This is a genomic window from Rhabdaerophilum calidifontis, assembly GCF_008641065.1.
Classification (GTDB): domain Bacteria; phylum Pseudomonadota; class Alphaproteobacteria; order Rhizobiales; family Beijerinckiaceae; genus Rhabdaerophilum; species Rhabdaerophilum calidifontis.
This window is the reverse complement of record NZ_VTRS01000001.1, coordinates 228651-241884: the sequence shown is the minus strand read 5'-3', so window position 1 is coordinate 241884 and position 13234 is coordinate 228651. Positions and strand designations below refer to the sequence as shown.

General features: G+C 67.7%; 13 protein-coding genes and 2 riboswitches. Of the genes, 12 read left to right on the top strand and 1 reads right to left on the bottom strand.

What is annotated here, in order from left to right; translation table 11 throughout:
- The first annotated feature begins 48 nt into the window (after nt 1-48).
- On the top strand, nt 49-585 hold the full coding sequence (gene ppa, locus FWJ24_RS01140) for an inorganic diphosphatase (RefSeq protein WP_150285938.1): 537 nt from the start codon (nt 49-51) through the stop codon (nt 583-585).
- 42 nt (nt 586-627) lie between these two features.
- On the opposite strand, the gene FWJ24_RS01135 is transcribed toward ppa, so the two are convergent.
- Nucleotides 628-1503, bottom strand: coding sequence for an HpcH/HpaI aldolase/citrate lyase family protein (locus FWJ24_RS01135; protein WP_150285937.1), 876 nt, complete (start codon nt 1501-1503; stop codon nt 628-630).
- Between the two features lie 66 nt (nt 1504-1569).
- On the opposite strand from FWJ24_RS01135, the gene FWJ24_RS01130 reads away from it, so the two are divergent.
- The 11 genes from FWJ24_RS01130 (at nt 1570) to FWJ24_RS01080 (ending at nt 13128) form a co-directional block, all read left to right on the top strand.
- Nucleotides 1570-2322, top strand: coding sequence for a DUF429 domain-containing protein (locus FWJ24_RS01130; protein WP_150285936.1), 753 nt, complete (start codon nt 1570-1572; stop codon nt 2320-2322).
- Nucleotides 2323-2476: 154 nt separating this feature from the next.
- Complete coding sequence (locus FWJ24_RS01125) at nt 2477-3076, top strand: carbonic anhydrase (RefSeq protein ID WP_425468896.1); 600 nt, start codon at nt 2477-2479, stop codon at nt 3074-3076.
- 108 nt (nt 3077-3184) lie between these two features.
- Nucleotides 3185-4096 (top strand): alpha/beta hydrolase family protein, encoded by a 912-nt coding sequence (locus FWJ24_RS01120; protein WP_150285935.1) that lies wholly within the window; start codon nt 3185-3187, stop codon nt 4094-4096.
- A 132-nt stretch (nt 4097-4228) separates the two neighbouring features.
- Nucleotides 4229-5284, top strand: coding sequence for an aromatic ring-hydroxylating dioxygenase subunit alpha (locus FWJ24_RS01115; protein WP_150285934.1), 1056 nt, complete (start codon nt 4229-4231; stop codon nt 5282-5284).
- 2 nt (nt 5285-5286) lie between these two features.
- Nucleotides 5287-6051: a GntR family transcriptional regulator gene (locus FWJ24_RS01110; protein ID WP_425468884.1), complete on the top strand. Its 765-nt coding sequence runs from the start codon at nt 5287-5289 to the stop codon at nt 6049-6051.
- Nucleotides 6052-6060: 9 nt separating this feature from the next.
- Nucleotides 6061-7041: a PDR/VanB family oxidoreductase gene (locus FWJ24_RS01105; protein WP_150285933.1), complete on the top strand. Its 981-nt coding sequence runs from the start codon at nt 6061-6063 to the stop codon at nt 7039-7041.
- A gap of 86 nt (nt 7042-7127) precedes the next feature.
- Nucleotides 7128-7304: riboswitch (cobalamin riboswitch) on the top strand.
- A gap of 51 nt (nt 7305-7355) precedes the next feature.
- Nucleotides 7356-8033 carry an energy-coupling factor ABC transporter permease gene (locus FWJ24_RS01100; RefSeq protein ID WP_150285932.1) on the top strand — a complete coding sequence of 226 codons (678 nt, stop codon included), beginning with the start codon at nt 7356-7358 and terminating at the stop codon, nt 8031-8033.
- A 129-nt stretch (nt 8034-8162) separates the two neighbouring features.
- Nucleotides 8163-8365, top strand: a riboswitch (cobalamin riboswitch).
- A 30-nt stretch (nt 8366-8395) separates the two neighbouring features.
- Entirely contained in the window at nt 8396-10417 is a 2022-nt protein-coding gene (locus tag FWJ24_RS01095) for a TonB-dependent receptor plug domain-containing protein (RefSeq protein WP_150285931.1), read from the top strand.
- Between the two features lie 7 nt (nt 10418-10424).
- Nucleotides 10425-11435 (top strand): FecCD family ABC transporter permease, encoded by a 1011-nt coding sequence (locus FWJ24_RS01090; RefSeq protein ID WP_150285930.1) that lies wholly within the window; start codon nt 10425-10427, stop codon nt 11433-11435.
- Nucleotides 11432-12208: an ABC transporter ATP-binding protein gene (locus FWJ24_RS01085; RefSeq protein WP_150285929.1), complete on the top strand. Its 777-nt coding sequence runs from the start codon at nt 11432-11434 to the stop codon at nt 12206-12208. Before FWJ24_RS01090 ends, FWJ24_RS01085 begins: the two co-directional genes overlap by 4 nt.
- Entirely contained in the window at nt 12193-13128 is a 936-nt protein-coding gene (locus FWJ24_RS01080; RefSeq protein WP_150285928.1) for an ABC transporter substrate-binding protein, read from the top strand. Before FWJ24_RS01085 ends, FWJ24_RS01080 begins: the two co-directional genes overlap by 16 nt.
- Nucleotides 13129-13234 lie beyond the last annotated feature (106 nt).

The window sequence follows — 13234 nt, the reverse complement described above, 5'->3', positions numbered from 1 at the left end:
GCGCACCAATCCCGGCTAGAGGCTCGCGCAACGAAACCGGAGCTTCCCATGCGCATCGATGCGATCCCGATCGGCAAGAACCCGCCCCACGATGTCAACGTGATCGTCGAGGTGCCGATCGGCGGCGAGCCGATCAAATACGAAATGGACAAGGCGGCGGGGACGCTGATCGTCGACCGCTTCCTCTACACGCCGATGCGCTACCCCGGGAATTACGGCTTCGTGCCGCATACCCTTTCCGATGACGGCGACCCGATCGACGTGCTGGTCGCCAATACCCGGCCGATCATTCCCGGCGCGGTGATCAATGTGAAGCCGATCGGCGTGCTGAAGATGGAGGATGACGGCGGCGGCGACGAGAAGATCATCGCCGTGCCCTCGCTCAAGCTGACCCGGCGTTACGAGCGTGTCGAAAATTACACCGACATGCCGGAGATCACCTGGAAGCAGATCGAGCATTTCTTCCTGCATTACAAGGATCTCGAACCCGGCAAATGGGTGAAGCTCCTCGGCTGGGGCGATGCCGCCGAGGCGCGCGCGCTGATCAGCCGCGCGGTCGAACGGGCCCGCGAGGCGGGCGCCTAGGGCGAAACCCGGCAATCTCCGCTTCCAGCGGAACTGGCGGGATCAGGCCAGCGCGACGAGCCGCAGCGCCATCTCGTAATGCAGGCGCTCCACCATCCGGCCATCGACAACGATGACGCCGCGTCCGGCATTCTCCGGCGCCTCGAAGGCGGCGATGAGCGCGCGCGCATCTGCAAGCTCCGCTTCGCTCGGCCCGAACAGGCGGTTGGCGGGCTCGATCTGGGCGGGGTGAATCAGCGTCTTGCCGTCGAAGCCGAGGCCGCGCCCCTGCAGGCACTCGGCCTCGAACCCGACGGTATCGCCGAGCGCGGCGTGGACACCGTCGAGCACGGCAAGGCCATGCGACCGGGCGGCAAGCACGCAGGCCGAGAGCGCGTGCAGCAGCGGCAGCCGCGAGGGCACCGGCGGCAGCCGCATCTCCTTGGCGAGATCGTTGGTGCCGAGCACCAGGGCGGCAAGGCGGGAATCCGGCTCCCCCGCAAGCCCGGCGATCGCGGCGATATCGAGAACCGCCCGCGGCGTCTCGATCATCAGCCACAGGCGCAGCGCCGGCGGCGCGAAATGATGGTCGAGCGCCGATTGCGCGCGCTCGGCATCGTCGCGGGTCCGGATCTTCGGGAACAGCACGGCATCGGGCCCGGCAGGCACAATCGCCGCCAGATCCTCGACCAGCCAGCCCGGCCCATCCTCCGCCTCATCGAAGCCGTTGACGCGCACCGCGACGAACCGGCCGGCAAAGGCGCCGCTCTCGAGGGCGGCGCGCGCGGCGAGCCGCGCCCCGGCCTTGGCCTCGGGATGCACGGCATCCTCGAGATCTAGGATCACGGCATCGCAGGCGAGTTCGGCCGCCTTGGCAAGCGCCCGCGAATTCGCCGCCGGAACATAAAGCACCGAACGCAGGCGCGGTTGCTCCCTCATGCGTCTCTCCCTTGCCGGCCGGTTCGCCCTTGCCGGGCGCCGGCGATCCGCTATCAGCTTATGCCCATGCTGGCGAGGGGCGAGACAGGCGAAGCAGACGGGAACGACGCGGGCTTCGTCGCGGGGCTCGACGGCTGCCCGGCCGGCTGGATCGTCGCCCTGCTCCCGCTGGCCGGCGACGCGCCGGGACGGATCGGCCTCTGGACGGATTTCGCGGGTTTCATCACCGCCCAGCCGCGACTTGCCGCGATCGCCGTGGACATGCCGATCGGCCTGCCGGACTGGATCGCGGGGCCCGGCCGCGCGGCTGAGCAGGCGGTGCGGGGTCGGCTCGGCGCGCGGCAATCGAGCGTCTTCTCGATCCCCGCACGGGCCGCAGTCGAGGCCGCGGATTATGCATCCGCATGCCGGGCGGCACTGGCGACGAGCACACCGCCGCGCAAGGTCTCGAAACAGGGCTTCAACCTCTTTCCGCGCATCCGCGAGGTCGATGCCGCCCTTCGTGCCGATCCCGGCCTGGCCGCCCGCGCGGTCGAGACGCACCCGGAAGTGGTGTTCCGCGCGCTGGCCGGCGCGCCGCTCGCGCATCCGAAGAAAACCGCCGCGGGCCTCGCGGAGCGGCGGGCGCTGCTCGCGGCCGCAGGCCTGCCGCCGGCGCTGCTCGTCGGAACTCCGCCCGCCGGCGCCGCCGAGAACGATCGCCTCGACGCGCTCGCCTGCGCGCTCACGGCCCTGCGCCATGCCCGCGGCGAGGCACGCCCCAACCCGGACCCCTTCCCGCGCGACCGCCATGGATTGCCGATCGCCATCTGGGTCTGATGCTGCGCCGCCACTTGCCGAAAGCCCCGGCGCGGACATCTTGCGAAATGTTCCAAACCGTGAGGCCAGAACCGTGTCCTTCGCCACGACCAGCCACGCCGCCCCACCGGAGCGGGAGGCCGCTCCCAGCCGGGCCGAGCCCTTTCCCCAGCGCCTGCTCGACGGCTACGCCGCCTTTCGCGAGGGGCGCCTGCCGCAGGAGCGCGCGCGCTTCGCAGCCATGGCCGAAGTCGGCCAGAAACCCGAGACGATGATCATCGCCTGCTGCGACAGCCGCGTCTCGCCGGAAGTCATCTTCGATGCCCGGCCGGGCGAGATCTTCGTCGTCCGCAACGTCGCCAATCTCGTGCCGCCCTATTCGCCGGACGGGGAATTGCACGGCACCTCCGCGGCATTGGAATTCGCGGTCCAGGCGCTCAAGGTCCGCCACATCGTCGTGATGGGGCACGGCCGCTGCGGCGGCGTCCATGCCTTCGTGCGGCGGCTGCGCAATCCCCAAAGCGACGACGCGCTTTCGCCCGGCGATTTCATCGGCAAATGGATGACGCTGATCACCCCGGCGGCGGAAACGCTGCCAGCCTCCGAGGGTGAGAGCGATCACGATTATGCCGAAAGGCTGGCCATCGCCTCGATCCGCAACTCGATCGAGAACCTGCTGACCTTCCCATGCATCAACATCCTGCACGGCAAGGGCCGGCTGCATCTCCATGGCGCGGTCTTCGACGTGACGACGGGCCAGCTCCGGATTCTCTAGGGCATTCTCCGATCGGGCGGATCACCGGGAGCATGCGCGCGCCGCGGCTTCCGCGCGCGCATGCCGAATGGCAGAATGCGCCTCCCCACGACCTTCCGGAGATACACCATGCCTTCCCCGTTCCCGGCACGGCCGGCGCCGACCCGTCGCATGGCGCTCGCCCTGGGGCTTCAGACGCTGATCCTGCCGCGCCTTGCCCGCGCCGAGACCCCGTCCGGCGCGTCGCGTTTCACGCTCGCCGACCGTTTCGGCACCGGCGCGCGGCCGATCTCGGTGCATCTCTACCGCCCCGCCGCCTGGCGCGCGGCGGATCAGGTCCTGATCGTGCTGCATGGTCGCGGACGCAACGCCGCCGAATACCGCGATCAATGGATCCTCCATGCCGAGGCGGGGCGGGTGCTGGTTGCGGTCCCGGAATTCGATCGCGACAATTTCCCCGGCACGGCTGCCTACAATTGGGGCGGGGTGGTCGATCAGCACGGCGCACCGCGCCCGCCCCAGGACTGGGCCTTCCCGATCATCGATCGCGTGCATGACGCGATCTGCGCCCGCACCGGGGCGACACGGCCGCATTACGCGCTCTACGGCCATTCGGCCGGCGCGCAGTTCACGCATCGCTTCCTGCTCCTCGCCCCCGCGAGCCGGGCGGAACCGGTGATCATCGCCAATGCCGGTTCCTACACCATGCCCCGGCGCGACGTGCCCTTCCCCTTCGGTCTCGGCGGGATCGCACTCTCCGACGCGGATCTGTGGCGAGCCCTCGCGCGGCCCGCCGTGATCCTGCTCGGAGACCGGGATAATGATCCCGACCATGAATCCCTGCCCCGCCAGCCCGGCGCCGCAGCGCAGGGCCCGCATCGGCTGGCGCGCGGCCACGCCTTCTTCGCCGCCGCGCGGGAGGCGGCGGAACGGCTCGGCGCGCCGTTCCGCTGGCGTCTCGTCGAGGTGCCCGGCATCGCCCATGACAATGCCGGCATGGCGGCGGCGGCGATCCGGCTTCTCGCGGAGCCGGCGCGCTGAGAACGACATCTCCGGCCACTGTATACCATCTGCGTTTGATTCTACATGTGATGCGGCATAACCGCATGCGCCGTTGACAATTTCAGAAGATAGTGGATTCATTCCAGAAATAATGTATACAGGAGGAATACCATGTCGGCATCCGCCTTCCCGCTCAATGCCTGGTATTGCGCGGCGTGGGACATCGAGGTGAAGCGGGCGCTTCTCGCGCGCACCATCTGCAACCAGAAGATCGTACTCTACCGGAAGGCCGACGGCGCGGTGGCGGCGCTGGCGGATGCCTGCTGGCACCGCCTGGTGCCGCTCTCGCGCGGGCATCTCAAGGGCGACGAGGTCGTCTGCCCCTATCACGGCCTGGTCTTCAACGCGCAGGGGCGCTGCACCTTCATGCCCAGCCAGGAGACGATCAACCCCTCGGCCTGCGTGCGCGCCTATCCGGTCGTCGAGAAGCATCGTTTCATCTGGCTGTGGCCGGGCGATCCCGCGCTGGCGGACCCCGCGAAGATCCCGGACCTGCACTGGAACCGCGACCCGGAATGGGAGGGGGACGGCAAGCGGATCCACGCCAAATGCGAATACCGCCTCGTGATCGACAACCTGATGGACCTGACCCACGAGACCTTCGTGCATGGCTCCTCGATCGGCAACGACGCCGTGGCCGAGGCCCCCTTCGTGACGACGCATGGCGAGCGCACCGCCACCGTGACGCGCTGGATGCGGAACATCGAGCCGCCGCCCTTCTGGGCCGCGCAGCTCGGCAAGCCCGGCCATGTCGATCGCTGGCAGATCATCCGCTTCGAGGCGCCGGCGACCATCGCCATCGATGTCGGCGTCGCACCGGCCGGCACCGGCGCGCCGGAGGGCGACCGCTCCCAGGGCGTCAACGGCATGGTTCTGAACACGGTCACCCCGGAAACCGACGAAACCTGCCATTATTTCTGGGCCTTCGTCCGCAATTACCGGCTGCGCGACCAGGCGCTGACCACGCAGATCTGCGAGGGCGTCAGCACGATCTTTCGCGAGGATGAGGAGATCCTTGAGGCGCAGCAGCGCGCGATCGCGGAAAATCCCGGCCGGATCTTCTACAATCTCAACATCGATTCCGGGTCGATGTGGGCGCGGCGGCTGATCGATTCGATGATCGAGGCCGAACAAGGCGGCCCCGCCATGCCGCAGGCGGCGGAGTGAGCATGGCGACCGCAGGCGCCCCGCTGGCGGAGGATCGTGCCGTCTCGCAGACGGTTCGCGCCGAACTGATGCTGCGCGATCTGATCCTCGCCGGCGAGATCCGGCCCGGCGAGCGGCTCGCCGAACTCGCGATCGTCGAGCGGATCGGGGTGTCGCGGACTCCGGTGCGGGCGGCGCTGATGAAGCTCGCGGAGGAAGGGCTGCTGGAGGCGATCCCCTCCGGCGGCTATGCCGCCCGCGCCTTCGGCGAGCGTGAGGTGCTCGATGCGATCGAACTGCGCGGCACGCTGGAGGGCCTCGCCGCGCGGCTCGCCGCCGAACGCGGGGCGAGTTCGACCGCACTCGACCGGCTGCGCGATCTGCTCGCCCGGCTCGACGAGGCGGTCGCGCGGATCGCCGCGAGCGAGGACGCCTTCACGCTCTATATCGATCTCAACGCCGCCTTCCACCGCGAGATCACGCGGCTTGCGGCGAGCCGAGTCGTCGAGCGCCAGATCGAGCGGGCGATGTCCCTGCCCTTCGCCTCGCCGAGCGCCTTCGTGCGGGCGCAGAGCGAGAGCCCCGAGGCGGGGCGGATCCTGATCCTGGCGCAGGATCAGCATCATTGCATCGTCGACGCGATCACCCGTCGCGAGGGCGCCCGCGCCGAGGCGCTGATGCGCGAGCATTCCCGCCTCGCCGGCCGCAACCTCGCAATGGCGCTGCGCTCGCGCGCCGCGCTCGCCCGGGTGCCGGGCGCGGCGCTCATCCAGATCCGGACCGAATAGGAGACCGCCATGCGTTTTGCTGCCCATTGGGGCGAGGCCACGCTCCGCGCCATCCGCGATGTCGCCCCGACGATCCGCGTCTTCGATCTCGTGCCGCAGGCCGGCAATCTGCTGCCATTCACCCCCGGCGCGCATCTCGATATCCGCGTGATGGTCAATGGCCAGCCGGAGACGCGCTCCTATTCGCTGATCGGCGAGGCCGGCGGCGACAGCTACCGGATCGGCGTCCGGCGGCGGGCGGACAGCCGTGGCGGCTCGGATTATCTCTGGAGTCTCGCCCCCGGCGCGAGACTGGCGATCACCGCCCCGAAGAGCGCCTTCACGCTCGATTTCGAGCATTCCGAATTCCTGCTCGTCGCCGGCGGCATCGGCATCACGCCGCTGATCGGCATGGCCGGCCTGCTGAAGCGCCGCGGCGCGCGGTTCCGCCTGCTGCATGCGGCGCGGCAGCGCGCCGATCTCGGCTTCGAGAGGGAACTCGCGGCGCTGCTCGGGGCGGATTACATCCCCATGCTCTCGGAGGAGGGCCGGCGGATCGATCTCGGCGCCGAATTCGCGCGACTCGCGCCGGATGCGCTCTGCGCGCTCTGCGGCCCCATGCCGATGCTCGACGCGGCGCGCCGGCTCTGGGCCGCCGCCGGACGGCCGGCGGCAAACCTGCGCTGGGAGACCTTCGGCTCCTCCGGACGCCTCGGCGCGGAGGATTTCCGCGTCCGCGTGCCGCGCCACGGCGTCGACCTGATCGTGCCGCGCACCATGACGCTGCTCGACGCGCTGGAGCGCGCAGGCATCGGGGTGATCTCGGATTGCCGGCGCGGCGAATGCGGCCTCTGCGCCATGGACGTTCTTGCCGTGGAGGGCGAGATCGACCATCGCGACGTGTTCTTCTCGGATCACGAGAAGGCGGCGAACGGACGCATCTGCGCCTGCGTCTCGCGCGCGACGGGCACGCTGACCATCGATTCCGATTATCGCCCGGACGCGATCTGACCGCGCCCGGGCTCGGCCCGCTGCCAGCCCCTCGATGCGCACCCCGCATCCCAGGTGCATTTTGTTTGACACGTGACCGGCCTTCGCCCAGACCGGATTGCGATGGTGCCCGAAAGGGCTTCAAAGGGAACCCGGTTGGAAGCCGGGACTGCCCCCGCAACTGTAAGCGACGAGCTGAGGCCAAGATGCCACTGGGCAACCGGGAAGGCGGCCTTCAGCAGCGACCCGCGAGTCAGGAAACCTGCCATCCGGCGCTCCGCGCGCCGCAATTCCAACCCCGTTACCGCCGTCGGGGAAGACGGCGAGGAGGAACGATGCATATTGAGCCTGGAATTGTTGACGGCACGAAGATGGTGCTGAGCTACGCAACAGCCGCCGCGTCGATGGGCTATCTCGGCAAGCTCGCAGTTGCGAACATCCGCGAACAGGGGCTGCCGTCGTTCGTGCAGCGCGCGCTGATCACCTCGCTTGCGGTCTTTTCATTCTTCGAGGTCTTCCCGCATTACCCGGTCGGGGTTTCGGAGGTCCATTTCATCCTCGGCTCCACTCTCTTCCTGTTGTTCGGTGCCGCGGCCGCGGGTGTCGGCCTCGTGCTTGGGCTTGCCACGCAGAGCGTGTTCTTTGCTCCGCAAGACCTGCCGCAATACGGCATGAACGTCACCACGCTGCTGGTGCCGCTCTTCGGCATCGAAATGCTTGCCAGGCGCCTGATCGCGCCAGGCACGGCCTATGTCGAAATCTCCTATCGTCAGGCGCTGGCGCTCTCCACGGCCTTCCAGGCCGGCATTGTCGGCTGGGTCATCTTCTGGGTTCTTTACGGATCGGGCTTTTCGGTCGAGACGTTCGCCGGCCTTGCCAAGTTCGGCGGCGCCTACATGAGCGTCATTCTGGCAGAGCCGTTGGTTGACCTCGCGCTGCTGGCAGCGGCGAAGTTTGCGCATGGCCTCTCCCGCACAGGTTTCGTGGTGAACCGCCTCTACAACCGCGCCTGAGACGCTGGCGGCGGGCGGGGCCATGCCGCTTCGCCCGCGCTGTCTGTCCAGTCAGACCTCCTGGTGCCGGTCGACAGGCTGGGGGCTTCGTTCTCCCGACCCGTTCTTGTCCCGGGCCATGTTCCGTGCTTAACCAGGATCGCTTTCGGTGCCTTTCGGGAGAAAGGTGAAACGGGAACGCCGTGACGGCCCGCAGGGCTGAAATCGGCGGCTGCCCCCGCAACTGTGAGCGGCGAGCCGTTTCGACATGACCACTGATCCGAAGGATCGGGAAGGGTCGAACCGACATTTGAGCCGCAAGCCAGGAGACCGGCCGAGAGCATGTGCAACCCGAACCACGGCGGCGGGCCGTTGGAGGAAACATGTCTGGTCTGTCTCGCGTGGCTTGCGCCACGTCCTTTGCTTGTCTTCTGCTGACATGGGCCGCTCCGGCGCTCGCGCAGACAACACCCCGACAACCTGCCGAACCCGTTCTCGAAATCACGCTGACGGCGAACCGGCTGCCAACCGCGATTCAACGGACCGGCAGCGCCATCACGGTCGTCCCGCGGGCGGAGATCGAGCGCACCAATCCCGCCTCGCTGGTGGATGTGCTGCGCAGCGTGCCCGGCGTCTCGCTGACCGAGGCCGGCGGGCCCGGCGGCACCAGCGACATCAGGCTGCGCGGCGCGAATCCCAACCACACGCTGGTTCTGATCGACGGTGTGCGCATCAACGATCCGGCACAGGCCAGCGGCGAATTCGACGCTTCGATCATCGCGCCTTCCCTGATCGAGCGCATCGAGGTGCTGCGCGGCCCGCAATCGGCGCTTTACGGCTCGGATGCCATCGGCGGCGTGGTCAACATCATCACCAAGCGCGGACGAGGCCAGCCGAGTTTCAGCTTCGGGGTCGAGGCCGGCAGCTACGGCACCGTCAGCACGGTCGGCTCCGCCACCGGCACCGTCGGCCCCTGGAGCTTCGCCTTCTCCGGCACGGCTCAGCGCGCCGACGGATTCTCGCGTTATGGCTACAGGATTGATCGATTGTCCAATGCCAATAACATCCACGGAATACGCGGCGGAAAGCTGGAGGCGGACGGTTTCGAGCGCTTCGGCGGCTATGGCCGCCTTGGCTACGATCCGGGAACCGGGTTTCGCTTCGAGCTGGCGGGCATCTCGGTTGATACGCGCGCCGAAACGGATGCAGGTTCGGGCCTTGCATCGCCAGGGTCAACGACATTCCCCGATACGGCCAGTTCGGCGGCGAGGCGTCTGAACCAGATCACGGCGCGGACCGAGCTGGACACTTGGGACGGAGCCCTGACCCACGCGATCCAGCTGTTTGCCGCGCGCACCGAGCGCAATTTCGTCAATTCGACCTTGTCGCGGACGGGCGGCGTGCTGCGGGAGACGCGGACGACGAGTGATTTCATCGGTGATCGGCTCGGCACCGAGTATCAGGCGACATTCCGCATGCAGCAATTCGGCTCCCTGATCGCCGGAGCGCGCATCGAACGCGAGAGCGCCGACACCTTTGCCACCAATGTTCTGCCCATACCCGGGCCACGCATCCGGAATGTCGGTGCCCATCAGGACACGATGTCTGGCTTTGGCCTGTGGCAAGTGCCGATCGGCGAACGGCTGATGGTTTCACTGGGGGCAAGGCACGACAAAATCAGCGACAGCAGGGGGTTCAGCACCTGGCGCACGACCGCCGCCTACCAGATCTTCGAAACCGGCACGGTTCTCCGCGCCAGCGCCGGCACGGGCGCCAAGGCCCCGACCCTGTTCCAGCGCTTTGCCGTGGTCGGCACACCCGATCTCCGGCCCGAATTCAGCACCGGCTTCGACGCGGGCATCGACCAGTCATTCCTAAAAGGCCGCGCCAAACTCTCATTGACAATATTTCACAACAATATCCGCAATCTTGTGCAGTTCAACAACTCGGCAGGCTGCATCGCACAGACCGAGTCGCGCTGTTACTTCAATGTCGATCGCGCGGTGACCTCGGGGCTGGAGGCCAGCGCGCGGGCCGAGATCATCGAAGGCATGCTTTCGATGACGGCGGCCTATACTTATCTTCACGCCAAGGATGAGGCGACGAATCTCACGCTCCAGCGCCGCCCCCAACATACGGGCCGGATCGCACTGCAATGGATGCCGTTGCCGCAGGTATTGATTGAGCCTTCGGTGACCCTGATCTCCGAGCGGTTTTCAAGATCCAACGAGCGCGACAGGCTGGCACCCTTTGCGCGGCTCGACATGGCGACCAGCTACAGGTTCAACGAAACCTGGAAGGCTTCGCTACGTGTGGAGAATATCACCAACGCCAAGTATCAGGACGTTTATAATTTCGGCACGACAGGCCGCGCCGCTTATGCGGGGTTGGCCGCGACATGGTAACGCCCGCATGAGGAACCTGCCCCGCTCGTGGCTGCTGCCTGCGCTGGCGCTGCTTGCCGCGACCCTGTTCACGGCCTGCCTTGCGGTCGGACCGGTGAGGCTGACCTTCACCGAGGTCTGGAGCGGTCTTGCCGGCATCGGCCTGGATGCGCATGGCATCATCGTCAGGGAGATCCGCCTGCCGCGTGCCGTGCTTGCGCTGATGATCGGCGCGATTCTCGGGCTTTCGGGCGCGGCCATGCAGGGCCTGTTGCGCAACCCGCTGGCGGCGCCTTCGCTGTTCGGAGCCCCGCAGACGGCGGCTTTCGCGGCGGTATCGACCATCGCGCTGGGTTGGAATGACACGCTCTCCTGGGGCCTGCCGGTTGCATCCATCGGCGGCGCATTCCTCTCCGTTTTTCTGTTGATCGCCGTGGCGGGGCGCAGCGCGTCGCTCTTGCTGCTGATCCTCTCCGGTCTTGCCGTCTCGGCACTGGCCGGGGCTGGAACGGCGCTGGCGATGAACCTTGCGCCCAACCCGTTTGCAGCACTCGAGATCGCCTTCTGGCTTTTGGGATCCTTGGAAGATCGCAGCATGCGCCATGTCGTGATGGCGCTGCCATTCATCGCTGTCGCGGCCGTGTTGCTGTTCCTGCAGCGGGGGGCGTTCCGCGCGCTCACGCTGGGCGAGGAGGCAGCCCAGAGCCTTGGCGTCAATGTCGATCTGCTCCGGCTCGTCGTGATCCTCGGCGTGGCGCTTGGAGTGGGCGCGTCGGTCGCGGTCGCAGGAACCATTTCCTTCATCGGTCTGGTCGCACCGCACCTCGTGCGGCCGCTGGTCGGGCATGATCCGGCTCGCCTGATGATCCCCGCGGCCTTGACGGGAGCCTGTCTGCTGATGGCAGCCGACATTGCGGTCAGGCTCATTCCCGCAACCAGCGACATCAAGGTTGGCGTTCTGACCTCGCTTATCGGCGTACCGTTCTTCCTGTATCTGATCATGCATCAACGTCGCAGCCTTGCGGGCGGTGTGGCATGAGCGCGGCACTGACCCTGGACCGGATCAGCGTTGCTCTCGGGGGCCGCGATGTCGTGCGCGACGTGACATTGGCGCTGGGCGCGGCCCGGTTTGTCGCGCTGCTCGGCCCCAACGGTGCCGGCAAGACGACCCTGCTGAAAGCCATGGCCGGCCTCCTGCCTGCGCGCGGCATTGTGCGCATCGGCAATCAGCCCCTGGCGGCACTCAGCCGCAAGCAGCGCGCGCAGCGCATGGGATATCTCCCGCAAGGACATCAGGTGCACTGGCCGCTCAGCACCTGCGACGTGGTGGCGCTCGGGCGCTTTCCCCACGGCCTTGCCGATCCCGCGGCCATGCGCGGGGCCGACGCCACGGCCGTGAACACCGCGATGATGCGCACCGACACGACGCGGTTCGCCGATCAGGCCGTGACGACGCTCTCGGGCGGCGAGCGGGCCCGCGTGATGCTGGCCCGAGTGCTGGCGGGGCAACCCGAGATCCTGCTGGTCGACGAACCGACGGCGTCACTCGATCCGCGGTATCAGATCACCGTCATGCAGGATCTGCGCTCCGAGGCCCGGCGCGGCGCCCTGGTGGTCGCGGTCACGCATGACATCGCCCTGGCCAGTCGTCTCGCGGACGAGATCATGCTGATGCACGAGGGGCTCCTCGTGGCCCGGGGGGCGCCGGCCGACGTCTTGACGGATGAGCATCTCGCCAAAGTCTACGGCATTACGGCGCTGCGTCAGACCATCGACGGAGAAGAGATCGTGACGCCATGGGGATTGGCGTGAGCGGAAGCCGGCGGCGCTGCCCGAGAGGGGGGCTCGCGTTTCTGCGCCCGTCCGCGTTTCCCGGCCTGCGCCTCATCCGTGTGACCTACGCGGGTTTTTGCTTGCTGGGCGGCATTGTCTGCGCCCAGGCTGACCCGTCGAGGCGGATCATTTCGCTCAACATGTGCACGGATCAGGTGCTGCTCGACCTTGCCGCGCCGGAGCAGATCGCGGGCCTCAGCCCGTTTGCGGCCGATGCTGCCCGCTCCTTCATGGCAAGTCGCGCGAAGAGCCTGCCCATCCTCTCCGGGTCCGCGGAGGAGATCATGGTGCTCAAGCCCGATCTCGTCGTGACCGGCACGTTCACCAAGCGTGCAACCCGGGAGTTCATCCGCGCACGCGGCATCAATCTCGAAGAATTTGCGCCGGTGCGTTCCGTGGCCGAGACGAAACGTCAGATCACGCGCTTTGGAGAGATCACGGGGGCCGGCGCCAGGGCCTCGGCACGGAATGCCGAGATCGATGCGGCGCTGGCCGAATTGCGCGCTGCCGCCTCCGCCCGGAAGCTGACAGTATTGCCGCTTTCCCGCCGGGCCTGGGTTTCGGGCGCACACTCGCTGATGTCGGAGCTTCTCGCGCAGGCCGGGCTTGTCAACGCCGCGGCGGAACTTGGGATCAGGACGGGCGGGCGCATCGCGCTGGAGCAGATCGTGATGCTGAAGCCGGATGCCATTCTGATCGCGCGCGATGACAACGTGGCCGAGGATCAGGGCAGGGCGCTCCTGCTGCATCCTGCCCTCCAGTCGCTGTTTCCGCCCGAGCGACGCATCGTCATCCCCGAGCGGCTGACAATCTGCGGCGGGCCGATGCTGGTCGAGGCGATACGGAGCCTGGCTGGACAGATCGCCCGCCTCGCGCCGCGCCAGCCCCGGGAACCATGATGCCTGTCTCTCCCGGAACCCTGGGTGCATGCCTTCTTGCGCGGTTGCCGTGCGGCGGGACAGGGTCCACGTCGCGTTCCCGGCATCATGCCGATCCCGGATGGAC

Bases quoted from the DNA above. Each gene is read 5' to 3' on its own strand.
- FWJ24_RS01110 (WP_425468884.1), top strand. From the start codon at position 5,287: ATGGCGACCGCAGGCGCCCCGCTGGCGGAGGATCGTGCCGTCTCGCAG.
- FWJ24_RS01105 (WP_150285933.1), top strand. From the start codon at position 6,061: ATGCGTTTTGCTGCCCATTGGGGCGAGGCCACGCTCCGCGCCATCCGC.
- FWJ24_RS01100 (WP_150285932.1), top strand. From the start codon at position 7,356: ATGCATATTGAGCCTGGAATTGTTGACGGCACGAAGATGGTGCTGAGC.
- FWJ24_RS01115 (WP_150285934.1), top strand. From the start codon at position 4,229: ATGTCGGCATCCGCCTTCCCGCTCAATGCCTGGTATTGCGCGGCGTGG.
- FWJ24_RS01090 (WP_150285930.1), top strand. From the start codon at position 10,425: ATGAGGAACCTGCCCCGCTCGTGGCTGCTGCCTGCGCTGGCGCTGCTT.
- FWJ24_RS01135 (WP_150285937.1), bottom strand. From the start codon at position 1,503: ATGAGGGAGCAACCGCGCCTGCGTTCGGTGCTTTATGTTCCGGCGGCG.
- FWJ24_RS01095 (WP_150285931.1), top strand. From the start codon at position 8,396: ATGTCTGGTCTGTCTCGCGTGGCTTGCGCCACGTCCTTTGCTTGTCTT.
- FWJ24_RS01120 (WP_150285935.1), top strand. From the start codon at position 3,185: ATGCCTTCCCCGTTCCCGGCACGGCCGGCGCCGACCCGTCGCATGGCG.
- ppa (WP_150285938.1), top strand. From the start codon at position 49: ATGCGCATCGATGCGATCCCGATCGGCAAGAACCCGCCCCACGATGTC.
- FWJ24_RS01085 (WP_150285929.1), top strand. From the start codon at position 11,432: ATGAGCGCGGCACTGACCCTGGACCGGATCAGCGTTGCTCTCGGGGGC.
- FWJ24_RS01080 (WP_150285928.1), top strand. From the start codon at position 12,193: ATGGGGATTGGCGTGAGCGGAAGCCGGCGGCGCTGCCCGAGAGGGGGG.
- FWJ24_RS01130 (WP_150285936.1), top strand. From the start codon at position 1,570: ATGCTGGCGAGGGGCGAGACAGGCGAAGCAGACGGGAACGACGCGGGC.